The 16,295-nt window shown below is 62.8% G+C and carries 18 protein-coding genes; 10 read left to right on the top strand and 8 right to left on the bottom strand.

Features of this window, described 5'->3' with window-relative positions; all coding sequences use genetic code 11:
• Positions 1-44: 44 nt before the first annotated feature.
• Positions 45-959 (top strand): LysR substrate-binding domain-containing protein, encoded by a 915-nt coding sequence (locus tag HH213_RS18540; protein ID WP_110846949.1) that lies wholly within the window; start codon positions 45-47, stop codon positions 957-959.
• A 45-nt stretch (positions 960-1,004) separates the two neighbouring features.
• Here the strand turns inward: HH213_RS18540 and HH213_RS18535 are convergent, their stop codons facing one another.
• From HH213_RS18535 to HH213_RS18520, 4 genes are read right to left on the bottom strand one after another with little or no spacing between them, the layout of a single operon-like run.
• A complete protein-coding gene (locus HH213_RS18535; RefSeq protein ID WP_110846950.1) occupies positions 1,005-1,877 on the bottom strand; it encodes a hypothetical protein in 873 nt (290 codons plus the stop codon).
• Positions 1,878-1,891: 14 nt separating this feature from the next.
• On the bottom strand, positions 1,892-2,662 hold the full coding sequence (locus tag HH213_RS18530) for a hypothetical protein (protein ID WP_169113202.1): 771 nt from the start codon (positions 2,660-2,662) through the stop codon (positions 1,892-1,894).
• 2 nt (positions 2,663-2,664) lie between these two features.
• Complete coding sequence (locus HH213_RS18525; RefSeq protein WP_110846952.1) at positions 2,665-3,165, bottom strand: hypothetical protein; 501 nt, start codon at positions 3,163-3,165, stop codon at positions 2,665-2,667.
• A gap of 26 nt (positions 3,166-3,191) precedes the next feature.
• Positions 3,192-3,485 carry a DnaJ domain-containing protein gene (locus HH213_RS18520; RefSeq protein ID WP_110846953.1) on the bottom strand — a complete coding sequence of 98 codons (294 nt, stop codon included), beginning with the start codon at positions 3,483-3,485 and terminating at the stop codon, positions 3,192-3,194.
• Between the two features lie 134 nt (positions 3,486-3,619).
• On the opposite strand from HH213_RS18520, the gene HH213_RS18515 reads away from it, so the two are divergent.
• From HH213_RS18515 to HH213_RS18500, 4 genes are all read left to right on the top strand, one after another.
• Entirely contained in the window at positions 3,620-5,386 is a 1,767-nt protein-coding gene (locus HH213_RS18515) for a glutamine--tRNA ligase/YqeY domain fusion protein (RefSeq protein WP_169113201.1), read from the top strand.
• A gap of 138 nt (positions 5,387-5,524) precedes the next feature.
• Positions 5,525-7,351, top strand: coding sequence for a CHASE domain-containing protein (locus tag HH213_RS18510; protein WP_110846955.1), 1,827 nt, complete (start codon positions 5,525-5,527; stop codon positions 7,349-7,351).
• Positions 7,352-7,460: 109 nt separating this feature from the next.
• Positions 7,461-8,120, top strand: coding sequence for a glycine-rich domain-containing protein (locus HH213_RS18505; protein ID WP_169113200.1), 660 nt, complete (start codon positions 7,461-7,463; stop codon positions 8,118-8,120).
• A gap of 70 nt (positions 8,121-8,190) precedes the next feature.
• On the top strand, positions 8,191-8,397 hold the full coding sequence (locus HH213_RS18500; RefSeq protein ID WP_161053940.1) for a hypothetical protein: 207 nt from the start codon (positions 8,191-8,193) through the stop codon (positions 8,395-8,397).
• A gap of 69 nt (positions 8,398-8,466) precedes the next feature.
• Here HH213_RS18500 and HH213_RS18495 read toward each other — a convergent pair whose 3' ends face one another.
• The 3 genes from HH213_RS18495 to HH213_RS18485 all read right to left on the bottom strand — a co-directional run bounded on the left by HH213_RS18495 (position 8,467) and on the right by HH213_RS18485 (position 10,247).
• Positions 8,467-8,706: a hypothetical protein gene (locus HH213_RS18495; RefSeq protein ID WP_092278423.1), complete on the bottom strand. Its 240-nt coding sequence runs from the start codon at positions 8,704-8,706 to the stop codon at positions 8,467-8,469.
• 261 nt (positions 8,707-8,967) lie between these two features.
• Positions 8,968-9,219 (bottom strand): hypothetical protein, encoded by a 252-nt coding sequence (locus HH213_RS18490; protein WP_169113199.1) that lies wholly within the window; start codon positions 9,217-9,219, stop codon positions 8,968-8,970.
• A gap of 140 nt (positions 9,220-9,359) precedes the next feature.
• On the bottom strand, positions 9,360-10,247 hold the full coding sequence (locus HH213_RS18485) for an NAD-dependent epimerase/dehydratase family protein (protein WP_110846959.1): 888 nt from the start codon (positions 10,245-10,247) through the stop codon (positions 9,360-9,362).
• Between the two features lie 135 nt (positions 10,248-10,382).
• Here HH213_RS18485 and HH213_RS18480 point away from each other — a divergent pair, with 135 nt between their 5' ends.
• The 5 genes from HH213_RS18480 (at position 10,383) to HH213_RS18460 (ending at position 15,391) form a co-directional block, all read left to right on the top strand.
• Positions 10,383-11,408, top strand: coding sequence for a CDP-6-deoxy-delta-3,4-glucoseen reductase (locus HH213_RS18480; protein WP_169113198.1), 1,026 nt, complete (start codon positions 10,383-10,385; stop codon positions 11,406-11,408).
• A gap of 65 nt (positions 11,409-11,473) precedes the next feature.
• A complete protein-coding gene (locus HH213_RS18475; protein WP_110846961.1) occupies positions 11,474-12,712 on the top strand; it encodes an MFS transporter in 1,239 nt (412 codons plus the stop codon).
• Positions 12,709-13,374 (top strand): DUF1345 domain-containing protein, encoded by a 666-nt coding sequence (locus HH213_RS18470; protein WP_169113197.1) that lies wholly within the window; start codon positions 12,709-12,711, stop codon positions 13,372-13,374. Before HH213_RS18475 ends, HH213_RS18470 begins: the two co-directional genes overlap by 4 nt.
• Before the next feature lie 7 nt (positions 13,375-13,381).
• Complete coding sequence (locus tag HH213_RS18465) at positions 13,382-14,923, top strand: dienelactone hydrolase family protein (protein ID WP_169113196.1); 1,542 nt, start codon at positions 13,382-13,384, stop codon at positions 14,921-14,923.
• A 90-nt stretch (positions 14,924-15,013) separates the two neighbouring features.
• Complete coding sequence (locus HH213_RS18460) at positions 15,014-15,391, top strand: HPF/RaiA family ribosome-associated protein (protein WP_110846963.1); 378 nt, start codon at positions 15,014-15,016, stop codon at positions 15,389-15,391.
• Between the two features lie 21 nt (positions 15,392-15,412).
• On the opposite strand, the gene HH213_RS18455 is transcribed toward HH213_RS18460, so the two are convergent.
• Positions 15,413-16,192: a helical backbone metal receptor gene (locus HH213_RS18455; protein ID WP_169113195.1), complete on the bottom strand. Its 780-nt coding sequence runs from the start codon at positions 16,190-16,192 to the stop codon at positions 15,413-15,415.
• Between the last annotated feature and the right edge of the window lie 103 nt (positions 16,193-16,295).

The raw sequence follows: 16,295 nt of genomic DNA, 5'->3' as shown, positions 1-16,295 counted from the left end.
TGTCCAATATATATTTGAGGCGTTAGCTATACTTTAAAAAGATAATGGAACTCCGTCACCTGCGTTACTTCGTTGCCGTTGCCGAAGAACTAAGCTTCACCCGGGCCGCCGAGCGGCTGCATATCGGCCAGCCGCCGTTGAGCCACCAGATCCAGATGCTGGAAGCCGAAGTGGGTGCCCAGTTACTGGAACGCAGCAAGCGCTGGGTGCGTCTGACCGAGGCCGGCAAGCTGTTCCTGGAAGATGCGCGCCGCGTGCTGGCCCTGTCCGAGCAAGCGATGCAGACCGCGCGCCGGGCCGAGCGCGGCGAGGCCGGCGAGTTGCGGGTTGGCTTCACCTTCTCCACCCCGCTGACGCCGCTGTTTGCGGCGGTGATCAACCGCTACCGCCAGCGCTATCCGGGCGTGCAGCTGACCTTACAGGAGATGTCGACCATCGGCCAGATCGAGGCGCTGGCTGCGCGCGAACTGGACCTGGGCCTGGTGCGGCCGCCGGAACTGACGCTGCCGGAATCGGTGGAACTGACCATCCTGCGCCGCGATCCGCTGGTGATGGTGCTGCCGGTCGGCCATCCGCTGGCGCAGAAGCAGAGCATTGCCGTCAGTGATTTGAAGGGAGAGCCGCTGGTGATGTATCCGGAAAGCGCCGGCACCGGGATTCATCCGCAGATCAACCGGCTGTGCCGCGAGGCCGGCTTCAAGCCGACCATTGCGATGGAGGCCGGCGAGGCCTCCACCATCATCGGTCTGGTGGCGGCCGGCTGCGGCGTGTCGGTGCTGCCAAGTTCGTTCGACATCATCCGCATGAACGAGGTGTGCTACCGGCCGATGGCGGACGCCGAGGCCACCACGGCGCTATATCTGGCCAAAAGAAAGGATGCGATCTCGCCGCTGGTGGCGGCGTTTGTGGAGGTGGCCGCCGAAGCCAGCCGTCATTCCCGCGCAGGCGGGAATCCATAGAACGCATGCTCAGCATGGATTCCGGCGTTCGCCGGAACCACGAGCCTACGAGTAGTCCGCGTCCAGCTCGGAGCCGGCGTAGTTTTCCAGTTCGGCGAACAGCGTTTTCATCGCCGTGCGGCCCTTGATGTTTTGCAGTACGGTGCAGCTCTGGCGATAGCTGTCGATGCGCTCCAGCAGCACCGGATGATGCTGCACCGGCACCTTGGCCACCAGCTCGGCCCAGCCGGCCTCGTAGTCCGGCTTGTTCTTGCGCACCGATTTGACGAAGCGCTCGAACTCCTTCTGCCCCGTGCGCGCCACCACCCGGCCGCCGCCCTCGACCGCAAAGATGATCGCCAGCGCAATCACGCCTTCCGCGTTGAGGTCGGCATCACTGACCGGGCCTTCGGTGTTGTGACGGCGCAGCCAGCCGGCCAGCCGCACCACCGCCTGCACTTCCTTGCGCTGCTTGAACTGCACCGCGTAGCGCGCGCTGCCGTTCCAGTTCTGGTTGGGATCGGCCTGGCAGATGTCGACGAACTTGTCGCGCAGGCGCCGCGCGGCATACACCGGATCGGTATCGTACTCGCCGACCAGCGCGTCTTCCGGCAGCGTCGCCAGTTCCTTGACCATGCGGAAGCCGACCTGGAACGCATACTCGGCGCCCTCCTCGATCAGCAGCCCCAGCGCGGCCTCGTCGTCATCGTCGGGGAGTTCGTGGTCCAGCCCCAGCGACACGCAGCCCACCGTCAGCTGCATGGCCTTCTGGATGCCGTCGGCGGTGCGGTCGTTGGTGAACTTCTCGGCCACCATGGCGGTGATGCCGGTCAGTTCATCGGCCAGTGCGTAGGCGGCCTCATCGTCCGGTTCGACCGCGAATTGCTTGATCGCGCGCGTCAGGCGCGGCAGGTTTTCTCTTACGATTGCTGGCAGCATCGATCAACCACCGATCACGAGAAAATGTTGGTGCCGACCGAACGGCGCGACGCCTTGGCGACACGCGTGGACGGCACTTGCTTGCGCAAGCGGTACAGCAATTCCTTGGTCGAGCGCTGCAGGATGGTCGGCTCGGCGTCCGGATCATCGTCATATTCGGCGTCGGCCAGGTCGGCGCTGTGGCGGAATTCCGGGAACAGCTCGAACAGCGCGCGGTCCCAACCGTCTTCCGACGCCTGCGCCAGCGCAATCGCCAGCGGCACCACGTCGTTGTCGGAGGTGGTCTGGCCGGTCAGGTACGGGCCCTTGGAGATGATCTCTCCGGCCACTTCCAGGATTTCCTTCGGCGCCATCGAGAACAGGATGGCGAACGCGGTCGAACCATGGTCGGTGGCCGACGCGGCCGCCAGCAGCTCGTTGCGGCGCTCTTCGTCGTCGGTGGAAAACACCACGCCGTGGATGTGGGTGAACAGCGCCTCGGCGATGCGCTCCGGATCGTCCTCGATCTGGTCGTCCGGCCAGGTGGCGGCGATGAAGGCCAGGCTGTCGGCCCACGCCTTCGGCGGCACCAGCAAGGTCGCCAGCGACATCTTGCCGCCGTCAAAGCCGGCCATGTGCAGCGCCGTCACTTGCGGCGGAATGTTGTTGAGCACTTCCACCACCGCCAGGTCGCCGAACTGGTCGGCGGCGTCGGCAAAAGCTTGTTCGGCGTGGCTCAGCGAGCCGGCCAGCACCAGTTCCGTCACTTGCTTGCTCAGGGCAGGCAGATTCGAATTATCGGACATGCTTATTCTCCATCCCGGTCGAACATTTGCGCGAAGTCGTCGGAAGCGGCGTCTTCGTCGTCGATATCGTCGCCATCGTCATTGGCCGACAGCTGGTCCAGCGATTGATCGTCATCGTCCCACTTGCGCGGATTTTTATGCAGGAAGGCGGTGATGATGGCCTGGCGCGCCAGGTCCGGCATGCTTTCGGCAATCGCCGCGTACATCTTGGCCGCCTCTTCGCCCTTGCACTCAGCCATGGCGAACACGCGGGCGGCGTCGCCGAACTCGTAGTCTTCGGCCTCGGCCAGCAGGCCTTTCGGATTGCTGAACTCGATGTGATCGACCAGCGCGAACGCCAGCATGTTCACATCTTCAATGCCGCCGCCCTGGGCGTACTCGCCCACCAGCGCGTCCACCATGCGCTGGTAGTTCTTGCGGTCCGGCGGATCGCCCAGGATGCCTTCGATCTGGCCTTCCAGCTCACGCGATTGATAGGCGAACTCAGGGTGTACTTTTCTCATTGCTTGCTTTCTTGCTAAATAGGTAATTACGCGACGGGCAGCGTGGTGCCCTGCAGCGCGAACAGCGAACGCCACAGCTGATAGGCTTCGGCTTCGGCGTCGATGATGATGCGGTGGTTCAGGCTCTGGTTGTATTCCTCACGCTTGGCCGGGTCCGACAGGATCTCGTACGCCTTGGTGACAGCCTTGAAGCGCGCATCCGCGCCAGGTTCGGGATTGCGGTCCGGGTGGAAGCGCATGGCCAGGGAACGATAGACCTTTTTAATCTCATCTTCGCTGGCGTTCGGCGCGATACCCAGTGTGTTGTAGTAATTTTCCATTTGGAAACTCCGGGCCGTGATGCGGTGACAAACCCACCGCAAATTAATCGATCATTATACCGCGCCGCCATATCCCCACTGGCAATACGGTAAAATGCAGCAATATAGAACTTTTGCGTAATCCAAACTTCCAGATGAGCAACGACAAAAACAGCCCAGCGCCAGCACTACCCTCCAATTTCCTGCGTGCCATCGTCGAACACGACCTGGCCGCCGGCACCCACGACCGCGCCGGCCTGCCGAGCGTGATCACCCGCTTTCCGCCGGAGCCGAACGGCTACCTGCACATCGGTCACGCCAAGTCGATCTGCCTGAACTTCGGCCTGGCGCGCGATTACCATGGCCGCTGCAACCTGCGGTTCGACGACACCAACCCGGCCAAGGAAGAGCAGGAATACGTCGACACCATCATCGACAGCGTCAAATGGCTGGGCTTCGACTACGACTATCCCAAGGCCGACGGCTCGGTCGAACATCACCTGCACTACGCGTCGGATTACTTCGACCAGCTGTACGCCATGGCCGAATGGCTGATCGAGCAGGGTTACGCGTACGTCGATAGCCAGTCGGCTGACGATATGGCGGCCAATCGCGGCAATTTCAACACGCCGGGCACCAATTCGCCGTTCCGCGGCCGTCCGGCCGCCGAATCGCTGCAGATCTTCCGCGACATGAAAGCCGGCAAGTACGCCGACGGCGAGCACATTCTGCGTGCCAAGATCAGCGAAGATGCGATGGCCTCGCCGAACATGAATATGCGCGATCCGGCGATCTACCGCATCCGCCACGCGCACCACGTGCGCACCGGCGACGCCTGGTGCATCTACCCGATGTACGACTACACGCACCCGATTTCGGACGCGCTGGAGAACATCACCCATTCGATTTGCACGCTGGAATTCCAGGATCACCGCCCGTTCTACGACTGGCTGCTGGCGACGCTGTCGAAAGGCGGCTTCTTCACGCTGCCGGTGCCGAACCAGTACGAATTCTCGCGCCTGAACCTGACCTACGTGGTGACCTCCAAGCGCAAGCTGCGCCAGCTGGTGGAAGAGAAAATCGTCGACGGCTGGGACGACCCGCGCATGCCAACCATCGTCGGCCTGCGCCGCCGCGGCTACACGCCGGAAGCGCTGCACCTGTTCTGCGACCGCATCGGTGTCACCAAGGCCGACGGCTGGATCGACATGAGCACGCTGGAAGGCTGCGTGCGCGAAGACCTGGACCCGAAAGCGCCACGCGCCACCGCCGTGCTGCGTCCGCTGAAACTGATCATCGACAACTATCCTGAAGGCCAGAGCGAAGAGTGCACCTCGCCGGTCCACCCGCACCACCCGGAAATGGGCGTGCGCACCTTCCCGATCTCGCGCGAGCTGTGGATTGAAGAGGAAGACTTCATGGAAGTGCCGGTCAAGGGCTATTTCCGCTACTACCCGCCGATCGGCGACAATCCGGGCAGCCGCGTGCGCCTGCGCCATGGCTATGTGACCGAGTGCACCGGTTTCGACAAGGACGAGAACGGCAAGGTCATCGCCGTGCATGTCAAATACTTCGAGGATTCCAAGTCCGGCACGCCGGGTTCGGACACCTACAAGGTCAAGGGCAACATCCACTGGGTGTCGACCGCCGCCGCCGTGGAAGCCGAAGTGCGCCTGTACGACCGCCTGTTCACCGACGCCCAGCCTGACGCCGGCGGCAAGGACTTTATCTCGCTACTGAACCCGAACGCCAAGGAAGTGGTCACCGCCTACCTGGAACCGGGCATGGTGGCCGCGCAAGCCGACCAGCGCTACCAGTTCGAGCGTCACGGCTACTTCGTGGCCGACCGCGTCGACTCGCAGCCAGGCAAGCCGGTGTTCAACCGCATCGTCACGCTGAAGGACAGCTGGGTCGCCAAATAAGCCGCCTGCCCTTCGCTAAGACGGCGCCCGCGTGGCGCCGTTTTTTATTGACCCGGAAGTAACTAAACGTCAACGATCATAAGCTTTTTGCAAAATTGCTTGACGAGGTGAACTGTTGTTTTCTATAGTCAAAAGACTATGGCCTTCGCCCACAAACAGCTATTCCCCGCTTCCCGGCCGGTTTGGTGGGCGGGCGTGCTGTTGTCGCTCGGAATCGGCGGCTTGTTTTACCTGGCCGCGAATCGCACCATCGAGTACGACGCCGGCGAGCGTTTCCGGCATCAGGCGCAAAACGCCCAGTACAACATCAATTCTCGGCTGAACGCCTACACCGACGTCCTGCGCGGCACAGCCAGCTTCTTCCACGCCTCGGACAATGTCGACCACGCCAGCTTCCACCGCTATGTACAAGGCTTGAATATCGCCAGCCAGTTTCCAGCGCTGGACAACATCAACTACGCCCGTTACCTCACCGATGCCGGACGCGCCGCCTTTGAGGCGACCGCCACCGGCGACCAGACGCTTGGCTATCCGGCGCGGATCAGCATTGACCCGGCGCCGCAGCGCCCCGAATACTGGGTGCTGACGATGATCGAACCGCTGGCCGAGTTCCGCGAAAAGATCGGCCGCGACATCGGCTGGCGCAGCCCGGTGGCGCAGGCGCTGCGGCACGGCCGCGATTCCGGCGACCTGAGCGCGTCGGGCCTGCCGATCGACAGCATCCACCAGCCGCAAGGGGCCGGGCTGGCGCTGCGCCTGCCGGTCTACCGCAGCGGTGCGCCGCTGCAAACGGTGGAACAACGGCGTGCGGCCTACATCGGCTCGGTGGGCATCGGCTTCTCCGTGCCGCGCCTGGTGCAGGCGGCGCTGGAACAGATGCAAGTGCGCGACACCCGCCTGGTGCTGGTCGATGTCAGCGACGGCGTGGCGTCCCGTCCGCCGCCGCAGCTGTTCGACAGCAATCCGGCCGGCGCGGCGGCGCGCGTCAGCGACCTGTTCAACGTGGTGCTGCCGATCGATTTCCACCACCGCCACTGGAACGCGCATTTCAGCGCCCCCAAGGCCGCCTGGTACAGCCGCTTCGACACTTGGCTGCCGTGGCTGGCGATGCTGTGCGGCTTCACCGGTTCGCTGCTGTTCTACCTGCTGTTCCACACGCTGTCGTCGTCGCGCATGCGGGCCGTCAAGATGGCCAAGGAAATGACGCGCGAACTGCGTACCAGCCAGGCCCGGCTGCAACAGTCGCACCACAAGCTGCGCCGGCTGGCTGCGCACGCCGACCACATCAAGGAAGAAGAACGCAAGCGCATCGCCCGCGAAATCCACGACGACCTGGGCCAGAACCTGCTGGTGCTGCGCATCGACGTCGACCTGCTGACAACCCGCACGCGCCACCGCCATCCGCGCCTGCACACGCGCGCGCAGCGCATGCTGAGCCAGATCGACAGCAGCATCAAGAGCGTGCGCCACATCATCAACGATTTGCGTCCCACCGTGCTGGACCTGGGCCTGAACGCGGCGGTGGAATGGCAGATCGCCCAGTTCCGCACGCGCTCCGGCATGGTCTGCGAGTTGATCGACCATAATATCGAAATCCATATCGATGACCAGCGCGCCACCGCCTTCTTCCGCGTGCTGCAGGAATCGCTGAGCAACATCCTGCAACACGCCCACGCCAGCCTGGTGCGGGTCGAGCTGGTGCAGGCCGGCGGCATGCTGTGCATGACCATCAGCGACAATGGCATCGGCGTGCGCGACAGCAGCCGCAACAAGGTCGGCTCGTTCGGCCTGGTCGGCATCGAAGAACGCATCAGCCTGCTGGGCGGCACCTGCTCGATCAGCGGCACGCCCAACGGCGGCACCACGGTGGCGATTGCGGTGCCGGTCAGCGATGCCGCGCGCGTGGCGCCGCAAGCGCAGTCGCCAGCCTCGTCGCCGTCCTCCGCGCGCGACATGGCGCTGTGAGTTTCCTTTCAAATATTGATTAACCTCAAGGAACAGCTGTCTCCTGCGGGCAAAATTAAAGGCATTCCCAGCCTTTTCAACCCGCATCAATACAGCAAAGGAAATTCTGATGAATGCCCAAAGCACGCACGCTATTGCCGCCCTGGACCTGGAGCCGATCAAAGTCAAGCTGATGCACGAAGAGTCCGGTGAAGGCTGGACGCTGGAACGCGCCAACGCGGTCGAGTTCGAGTACCGCCGCTTTCTGTTCCTGATGAAAAAGTATCCGCACGAGCAGACCGCGCCGCTGGTCGATGTCGACACCTTCTGGCACTACCATATCCTGGACACGGTGAAATACCACGCCGATTGCGACGCCGTGTTCGGCCACTACCTGCACCACTTCCCCTACATCGGCCTGCGCGGCGAGGATGACGAGGCGGCCCACATCCGCGTCGGCCAGCGCATGAAGGAACTGTACGAGGATACGTTTGGCGAAGATTATGTGCGCGCCAGCGTCGCCGCATTTGCGCATTCGGGCGTGCTGGTGGAAGACATCGCCCACTCCGGCGTGCTGGCCGCCAACGTGGCGCACTCGGGGGTGCTGGCCGGCGATATTGCCCATTCCGGCGTACTGGCGGCCGACGTGGCGCACTCGGGCGTACTGGCCAGCGACATCGCGCATTCGGGCGTGCTCAACACCAGCGTGGTAGCCGCCGAGGCAGCTATTGTAGCGGCGCAACAGTCGAGCTTCTACAGCCTGCGTCCGCGCCTGTCGCAGCCGCTCTGATACACAAAAATCAGGCGACCTGCTGAAATAAGTGGCATACTGGGGCGTCTACAGATGATCGGAGTGCATCATGGCCGTCAATACCATCGCCCCAAGCAGCAACACCGCGATCCAGCAAGCCGTCCCTACCCGCCAGCCTGAACAGGTAAAACCGGTGGACCAGCCCGCCGAACGCGTGGCGCAGACACCACCACCGCCGCCGCCTCAGGCCGCCGTGGCGCCCACCGTCAACACCAGTGGCCAGCGCATCGGCACCACCATCAGCACTTCCGCCTGAAGCTGACCGGGCTAAAAAAAACGGCGCGTTACCTGAGGGTACGCGCCGTTTTCTTTTGGGTGTCCGTTATCAGGACGCCATCATTTCGCGCAGTTCGCGAATGCTGAAATCGCTAATCTCATGCATGCGGATCAGGATGGTCGCGCCGATCGGCAGCGTGTTGTGGCGGATTTTGGAAATGACCGGTGGGGCCACTTCCAGTGCGCGGGACAGAGCTGCATCGTTTTTCAGTTGCAGTTTCTCAATGATCGCGTCCAGCACGCGGTTCGGGTTGTAGGTCGGCGACGCCGTGATTTCTTTGAGGGACATAGTGATTTAAGTAAGTTCGCTGCCGTCTTTAGCAAAAAAACGACACATGGGTAAGAAAAATTTTTAGCTCAATTACCATTGAAGCACGAGAAACCACGAACATTTATGCCGCGTTTTAGTGCTTAACCGAGATAATACATGCTTTCGTTACAAAAGGGCTAACTCAACAAAGCTTTCTGTGAGATTTAGAGAGATTCTAACCCTATTTTGTGTGGTAGTGACGATTTATGTTGTAAAAAGAAGTATCAAACAATGTAAAGATCAGCTTGGACGGGCGACACCGGCGGCAAGGAAGCACCATTCAACTGCCATCAGCGTGGCCAGTTGGGCGATCGTGCCTGGGAAGAACAACGTGGAAGAGGAGGAATGCTCAGCATGGTGGACACTGCAATGCCAGCCGAGCTGGCGCCGGATTTCTTCCGGCACCGGAGGTGGGCAATGGCCAAAATCCCGCTGGCGCTGCAGCATGTAGGCGCGGACTTGCTCCTTGGTCGGCTGCAAAGTGGCTAACATGCGCGCACTCCTTCGTGGAAGATGGCTAACAATATCTTAACATGTGATGATTTATTTGATATGCATCAAACAAGCCATCTTATAATCTTGACACAAAAATGCCACAATAAAATTGCAACAGCTTAATTTTTATTGCTTCTTTACATATCTTTACACTCTGGCAGCGCCAGGGTTGCGGCTACCGTCGGGTAGCGCAGGCGCACGCCCAGTTCACGCTTGATGCGATCGTTGCGCAAGCGGCGCGACTCCGACATGAACGACAACAGCGCCGGCGACACCACTTTCTGCAACTCCGCGCGCGGCAAGCGCGGCGGGCGCGGCAGCCTGAACGCATCGGCCACCGCATCGAAATATTGCGCCATCTTCATGTCACTGTCATCCACCGCATGATAGGTACGGTTAGGTAGCGCACGATACAGCGCACGAACGATGATCGCGGCCAGGTCGTCGGCGTGGATGTGGTTGGTGTAGACGTCATCCGCCTCGATCAGCGCAGGCGTGCCCTGCTGCAAACGCTTGAGCGGCAGACGGTCGGCGCCATAAATGCCGGGCACCCGCAGCACCGACAGCGCGGTGCCGGTGCGCCGTGCCCAGCGCCGCAAGGTACGCTCGGCATCGACCCGGCGCAGCGCGCGGGCGTTGCGCGGCGCCACCGGCCGGCTTTCATCGAAGAGCGCACCGCCGCAGTCGCCATACACGCCGGTGGTACTGATATACACCACCCGGCCGCCGGCCGGCAGCACCGCCGTCAGGTTGCGGGTGCGGGTGTCGAGTACACCGTCGGCCGGCGGCGGCGCCAGATGCACCACCCACGGCGCCAGCCCGTCCAGCCGCCGCAAGGTCGCAGGCTGATCCAGGTCGACCACCAGCGGCACGGCGCCGGCCGCCCGCAGTTCGGCGCGGCGTGCCGCCTGGCTGGTGGTGGCAAACACGCGAAAATGGTGGGACAGCAAGGGCAGCAGGCGCATGCCGACATCGCCGCAACCGACAATCAGCAGGCGCGGGCGGTTAAAGTTGGAAGTTTTCATGCCGAGATTGTAAGGACATATGCCAGGCAGCGGTGAAACAGTTGACGTCCCCAGCCAGTCATCGCGGCCGCCAGCCGAACCCGCCGACTGAGGTAAAATAAGGGGTTTCCTGCCTATAGCCCAGCTCCCTATCGTATGACGTTTCACATCACTGTACAGCCCAGCGGTCACCAATTCAGCTGCGAAGAAGACGAAACCATCCTGAGCGCCGCCATGCGCGCCGGCGTCGGCCTGCCATATGGCTGCAAGAACGGCGCCTGCAGCTCCTGCAAGGGCAAGGTGCTGTCCGGCGACATCACCCACAAGCCGCACCAGGAACGGGCGTTGCCGAAGGACGAGGAAGCCAAAGGCATGTCGCTGTTCTGCTGCGCCCTGCCGCACAGCGACGTGGTGATCGAAGCGCGCGAAGTGGCCGGCAGTGACGACTATCCGATCCGCAAGATGCCGTCGCGCGTGGCGACGCTGGACAAAGTCGCGTCCGACGTAGTCGTCATGACGCTGCAGTTGCCGGCCAATGAAACGCTGAAATTCCGCGCCGGCCAGTACATCGAATTCATGCTGAAGGACGGCAAGCGGCGCAGCTACAGCCTGGCCTCGCCGCCGGAGCAAGGCCAGCCGTTGGCGCTGCACATCCGCCACCTGCCGGGCGGCCTGTTCACCGACCAGGTGTTCGGCACCATGAAAGAAAAAGACATCCTGCGCTTCGAAGGCCCGATGGGCACCTTCTTCGTGCGCGAGGACAGCGCCAAGCCGATGGTGCTGCTGGCCTCCGGCACCGGCTTCGCGCCGATCAAGGCCATCGTCGAACACCTGCGCGCCAAAGGCTCGACCCGCCAGATGACGCTGTACTGGGGCGGCCGCCGTCCGCAAGACCTGTACATGGACGCGCTGTGCCGCGAGTGGGCCATGAGCATGCCCAACTTTAAATACGTGCCAGTGCTGTCCAACCTGATGCCGGAAGACCACTGGGCCGGCCGCACCGGCTATGTGCACCAGGCGGTGATGGCCGACCTGCCGGACCTGTCCGGCCACCAGGTGTACGCCTGCGGTGCGCCGGTGATGGTGGAATCGGCCAAGACCGACTTTGTCGCACAGTGCGGCTTGCCGGAAGAAGAGTTCTACGCCGACGCCTTCACCTCCGAGGCCGACCTCAACAAGTAACAGCATCCAACCTCACAGGGCTTTCGGGATGCAGAGTCCCCAGGCTCTGCTCCTAGAAAGCCGCAATGTCAGACAGCACTTCCCGCAACGGTTTCAGCGTCCTGCGTCACCGCAACTTCACCCTCTACCTCTCTGCCCGCACGCTGGCCACGCTGGCGGTACAGATGCAAAACGTCGCCATCGGCTGGCAAGTCTATTCGATGACGCACAACCTGTTCGACCTCGGCCTGATCGGGCTGGCGCAGTTCCTGCCGTTCCTGCTGCTGATCCTGCTGGCCGGCCACGCGGCCGACCGCTACGATCGCCGCAACCTGATCGCGCTGGCGCTCGGCGCCCAGCTGCTGTGCGGACTGATGTTGCTGGCCTTCACCTACACCGGGCTGAGCGCCGTGTGGCCGGTGTTTGCGGTGCTGGTGGTGTATGGCAGCGCGCGCGCCTTCATGGGGCCGGCCACGCAGGCGATTCTGGTCAACCTGGTGCCGCAGGAAAGCTTCAGCAAGGCGGTGGCGCTGAGTTCGTCCAGCTTCCACGTCGCCGTCATCATGGGGCCGACCCTGGGCGGCCTGTTCTACCTGGCCGGGCCAAAAACGGTATATATGATTTCCTCCACGCTGCTGTTGCTGTCGGTGGTCATGATGTGCCTGGTGAAGTCGGTCAAGCAGGCCAGCGCCAGCGGTCCGGCCTCGTGGCACACGGTGCTGGAAGGCTTGCGCTTCGTGTGGAACAAGAAAATCGTGCTGGGCGCGATTTCGCTCGACCTGTTTGCCGTGCTGTTCGGCGGCGCCACCGCGCTGCTGCCGGCGCTGGCGCATGACGTGCTGCACATCGGCCCCAGCGGCCTCGGTGCGCTGCGCAGCGCGCCGGGCATTGGCGCGGCCTTGTGCTCGATCGTGCTGGCCTTCTTCCCGATCACGCGCCGGGTCGGCGCCTGGATGCTGGGCGGCGTGGCGGTGTTCGGCGCCGGCACGCTGGTGCTGGGATCGACCACCACCTTCATGGTGGCGCTGGTGGCGCTGTTCCTGATGGGCGCCGGCGACATGATTAGCGTCTACGTGCGCCACCTGCTGGTACAGTATGAAACGCCGGATGAAATCCGCGGCCGCGTCAGCGCCGTCAACTCGGTGTTCATCGGCGCTTCCAACGAGCTGGGCGAATTTGAATCCGGCATCACCGCCGGCTGGATGGGCCTGACGCGCGCGGTGCTGTTCGGCGGCGCCGCCACCCTCGGCGTCGTCGCTGCGTGGACCGTGCTGTTCCCGGTGCTGTCGCGCATGGACCGCTTCCCACACGAGGACAAGAAATGAGTTTGCGCATCCGCTGGCCCAGCCTGATCCACAGCCGCCCTCACCTGAGCCTGGCGATCGTCTGCGGCCTCATCGCCGCCCCCTTGCTGCCGGGCCACTGGCCGTGGCTGACGCGGGTGATGGCCTGCTGGGACATCCTGGTCTGGGTGTACATCGCCACCATGGGCTGGATGATGGCCAAGGCCGACCAGCACGACATCAAGCGCGCCGCCTGCCGCCAGGATGAAAAAGGCCCGGTGATCCTGGCCGTGCTGTCGCTGGCGGTGCTGGTCAGCCTGGCCGCCATCGTCCTGCAGCTGGCCACCACCAAGAACCTGCCCGACGAAGCGCTGGCCTTGCGCTACACGCTGGCGGTGCTGACGCTGGTCGGCTCGTGGTTCATGGTCGGCATCATGTTCTGTTCGCATTACGCCCACCTGTATTACATGGACAACAGCGACGACAAGGCGCTCGGCTTCCCGGACGACGACGTGGTGCCGAATTACTGGGAGTTCCTGTACTTCTCGTTCACCATCTGCGTGGCGGTGCAGACCTCGGACGTGACCGTGCGCACGCGCCAGTTGCGCAAAGTGGTGCTGGGCCAGTCGGTGCTGTGCTTCTTCTACAACCTGGCCGTTCTCGGCCTGTCGATCAACCTCGCCGCCTCACTGCTGAACGGTTAAACCAACTATGCGCAAAAGTCTGCTGATTCTGTTGTTCGGTCTCGCTGCCCAAAGCAGTTTCGCCGCCGGCCCCGCCTTCCCGGGCGGCCCCGGCCCGTATGCGGTGGGGCTGCGCATCGCGCAGCTCTACGATCGCGCGCGCGCCTATCCGGACAAGATCGATCTCGTCACCGGCCTGCCGACGTCCGGCGAGCGCGCGCGTCCGCTCCAGGCATTGATCTGGTATCCGGCCGAGAAACAAGGCGCCGCCATCCGCTACGAAGACTACCTGCGCACCGGCGCCACCGAGGAGCAGTTCAAGCGTCCGGAAGCCGAGGCAAGCGGCGCGGTCGCCAGCTACATGCAAGACAACTATCCGAACCTGGACGCCCAACAAAGCAAGGCCGCGCTGGCGCAGACCATGCTGGCCCGGCGCGATGCCCCCGCACTCGCCGGCAAGTTTCCGGTGGTGATCTACGCGCCGGGTTCGAGCGCCGCCGCCTACGATAACGCCGACCTGTGCGAATACCTCGCCAGCCAGGGCTACCTGGTGATTGCCAGCGCCAGCATCGGCATGCACACGCGCAGCATCAATCTCGACATCGACTCCGCCGAAGCGCAGGCGCGCGACATCTCCTTCCTGCTCGGCTACGCGGCGACCTTGCCGCAGGCCGACGACAGCCACGTGGCGGCCATCGGCTACAGTTTCGGCGGGCTGGCCAACGTGCTGGCCGCCGCCAGGGACGACCGCATCTCGGCGCTGGTGTCGCTGGACGGCTCGGTGCGCTACTTCCCGGCCATCGTGCAGCAGGCGGCTTATGCGACGCCCGAGCGGTTGGCGCTACCCATGTTGTACCTGGGCGGCAAGCCCTACACGGCGGAGCTGATGAACCGCGTCAAGCAAGTACCGACCTACAGCCTGATGAACCAGATGAAGTTCTCGGACCTGTACAACGTCACCATGTACACCATGACGCACGCCGCCTTCCAGTCGGAATCGCTGCGCCTGGGGCCGGAGCTGCGCTTTGACGAATACTCGCGCGAAGAAGCCACGCTGGCGCATGGCTGGATGGGCCGCTACGTGCTCGCCTTCCTGAATGCCTACCTGCGCAACGATGCCGCCGCGCTCGCATTCATGAACAACAAGCCGGCGGCCAACAATGTGCCCGCCCACCTGCTGGCGGTCGATGCGCACCACGCCGAAGGCGCGCCGCCGACCCTGGCCACCATGGCCGCCCGGTTCGCCAAACACGGCCACAAGGATTTGGCCGGCATCTACCGCGACATGCGTCAGCGCGACGCCGAATTCAAGCCGGACGAGCGCAGCCTGATTGCCTGGGGCGAAAAATTCCTCGACGTCAATCGCTACCCCGAAGCCATTGAAATTTACCAGTTGAGCACCAGCCTGTATCCCGACAGCGGCCGCGCCGTGTTTTATCTCGCCATGGCTTACGACCGGCATCACGACAACGCCCTGGCGATCGACGCCTATCAGCGCGTGCTGGGGTTCTGGCCCGACATGGCGGAAGCCAAACAAAGCATCGCGCGACTGAAGACGGCGGCGAAATAGCATCCAGATCAAGTGGACGTTAAGCAATTAACGCCCACTTAAGCCTGGAAGGAGTAAGATGGTTTCGTAGTCAAACAACAGGAGCAAGCTATGCAAATCCAAGTGAATACCGACAAAACCATCACTAATCACGCAGGTCTGGACGAACATGTTCAAACCGTCGTAGGCAATGCCCTCCACCGCTTCGGCGAACAAATTACCCGTGTCGAAGTCCACCTGAGCGACAACCTTGGCCAGAAATCCGCAGACGGCGACAACCGCTGCCTGATGGAAGCCCGCCTCACCGGTTTGCAGCCGATCGCGGTCAGCGACCACGCCGCCACCTTGCATCAGGCCATCAGCGGCGCCACCGAAAAACTGAAGCGCTCGATCGAAACCGCTGTGGGCAAGCTCAATGCCCATAAACGTCATGCCGATGGCACCGGCGCCGTCTCGGCCGCCGTAGTGGCCGAAGCCGAAGAAGAGTAATTGCTGCCGCGGGGCCGGCGCTTAAGCCAGCGCCAGCTCCCGCAAGTAGCGCAGTCCCTGCAGCGACCTGCTGCCATACCAGGACATCATTTCCCCATCCACCAGCAGCACCGGTTTGCCGATCTGGCGTTCCAGCATCTCCGCATGCGCTTCGGTGAAGCGGTACGGCTCGCTGGACAGCAGCACGCCATCGATTTGCGCAATCAACTCGCTCGACCAGCGGAACGCCGGATAGCGCTCCTCGCCCAGTTCCGGCACGCTCCAGCCGATTTCCTCCAGCATGCGGGCGATATAGGTATCGCGTGAGATCGTCATCCACGGGTCCTGCCACACGCAGTACAACATGGTTTGCGGCGGTCCTTTCGGCGCGGCCTGCAGCAGCGCGTATTCGGCCTCGAACGCGGCGCACCAGTCGGCGGCCTGCTGTTTGCGGCAAAACACGCCGCCCATCAGGCGCGCCAGCGCGACGTTGTCATACGGCCGCAGCGGATGGGTGACGATGATATTCGGCACGAATTCGGCCAGCGCATCGGCAGTCGGCTTTTCGTTTTCGTCAATATTGAGCACCACATGGGTCGGCGCCAGCGCGCGGATCTTGTCCAGGTTGACGTCCTTGGTGCCGCCGACCTTGGGAATCTGCTGCACCACGTCCCACGGATGGATGCAGAAACCGGTCCGCCCCACCACTTGCGCGGCCAGGTCCAGGTCGCACAGCAACTCGGTAATCGACGGCACCAGCGAGACGATGCGCGCATCCGGATCGGGCTGATGGGCGACTCCCAGCGCGTCAAGGTAGCTCATGTTGTTTCCAGTTGGTTGCAATGCCGTTATTGAACCACGCCTCTAACGTTTTCGGATATGATAATTCCAGAACTAATGATTGCCTTTTGGCATCCTGCGAGAC

Origin of the sequence: Duganella dendranthematis (assembly GCF_012849375.1) — a bacterium.
GTDB lineage: Bacteria > Pseudomonadota > Gammaproteobacteria > Burkholderiales > Burkholderiaceae_D > Rugamonas > Rugamonas dendranthematis.
This window is presented reverse-complemented; position numbering and strand designations above follow the sequence as displayed.

Bases quoted from the DNA above. Each gene is read 5' to 3' on its own strand.
- HH213_RS18540 (WP_110846949.1), top strand. From the start codon at position 45: ATGGAACTCCGTCACCTGCGTTACTTCGTTGCCGTTGCCGAAGAACTA.
- HH213_RS18535 (WP_110846950.1), bottom strand. From the start codon at position 1,877: ATGCTGCCAGCAATCGTAAGAGAAAACCTGCCGCGCCTGACGCGCGCG.
- HH213_RS18530 (WP_169113202.1), bottom strand. From the start codon at position 2,662: ATGTCCGATAATTCGAATCTGCCTGCCCTGAGCAAGCAAGTGACGGAA.
- HH213_RS18525 (WP_110846952.1), bottom strand. From the start codon at position 3,165: ATGAGAAAAGTACACCCTGAGTTCGCCTATCAATCGCGTGAGCTGGAA.
- HH213_RS18520 (WP_110846953.1), bottom strand. From the start codon at position 3,485: ATGGAAAATTACTACAACACACTGGGTATCGCGCCGAACGCCAGCGAA.
- HH213_RS18515 (WP_169113201.1), top strand. From the start codon at position 3,620: ATGAGCAACGACAAAAACAGCCCAGCGCCAGCACTACCCTCCAATTTC.
- HH213_RS18510 (WP_110846955.1), top strand. From the start codon at position 5,525: ATGGCCTTCGCCCACAAACAGCTATTCCCCGCTTCCCGGCCGGTTTGG.
- HH213_RS18505 (WP_169113200.1), top strand. From the start codon at position 7,461: ATGAATGCCCAAAGCACGCACGCTATTGCCGCCCTGGACCTGGAGCCG.
- HH213_RS18500 (WP_161053940.1), top strand. From the start codon at position 8,191: ATGGCCGTCAATACCATCGCCCCAAGCAGCAACACCGCGATCCAGCAA.
- HH213_RS18495 (WP_092278423.1), bottom strand. From the start codon at position 8,706: ATGTCCCTCAAAGAAATCACGGCGTCGCCGACCTACAACCCGAACCGC.
- HH213_RS18490 (WP_169113199.1), bottom strand. From the start codon at position 9,219: ATGTTAGCCACTTTGCAGCCGACCAAGGAGCAAGTCCGCGCCTACATG.
- HH213_RS18485 (WP_110846959.1), bottom strand. From the start codon at position 10,247: ATGAAAACTTCCAACTTTAACCGCCCGCGCCTGCTGATTGTCGGTTGC.
- HH213_RS18480 (WP_169113198.1), top strand. From the start codon at position 10,383: ATGACGTTTCACATCACTGTACAGCCCAGCGGTCACCAATTCAGCTGC.
- HH213_RS18475 (WP_110846961.1), top strand. From the start codon at position 11,474: ATGTCAGACAGCACTTCCCGCAACGGTTTCAGCGTCCTGCGTCACCGC.
- HH213_RS18470 (WP_169113197.1), top strand. From the start codon at position 12,709: ATGAGTTTGCGCATCCGCTGGCCCAGCCTGATCCACAGCCGCCCTCAC.
- HH213_RS18465 (WP_169113196.1), top strand. From the start codon at position 13,382: ATGCGCAAAAGTCTGCTGATTCTGTTGTTCGGTCTCGCTGCCCAAAGC.
- HH213_RS18460 (WP_110846963.1), top strand. From the start codon at position 15,014: ATGCAAATCCAAGTGAATACCGACAAAACCATCACTAATCACGCAGGT.
- HH213_RS18455 (WP_169113195.1), bottom strand. From the start codon at position 16,192: ATGAGCTACCTTGACGCGCTGGGAGTCGCCCATCAGCCCGATCCGGAT.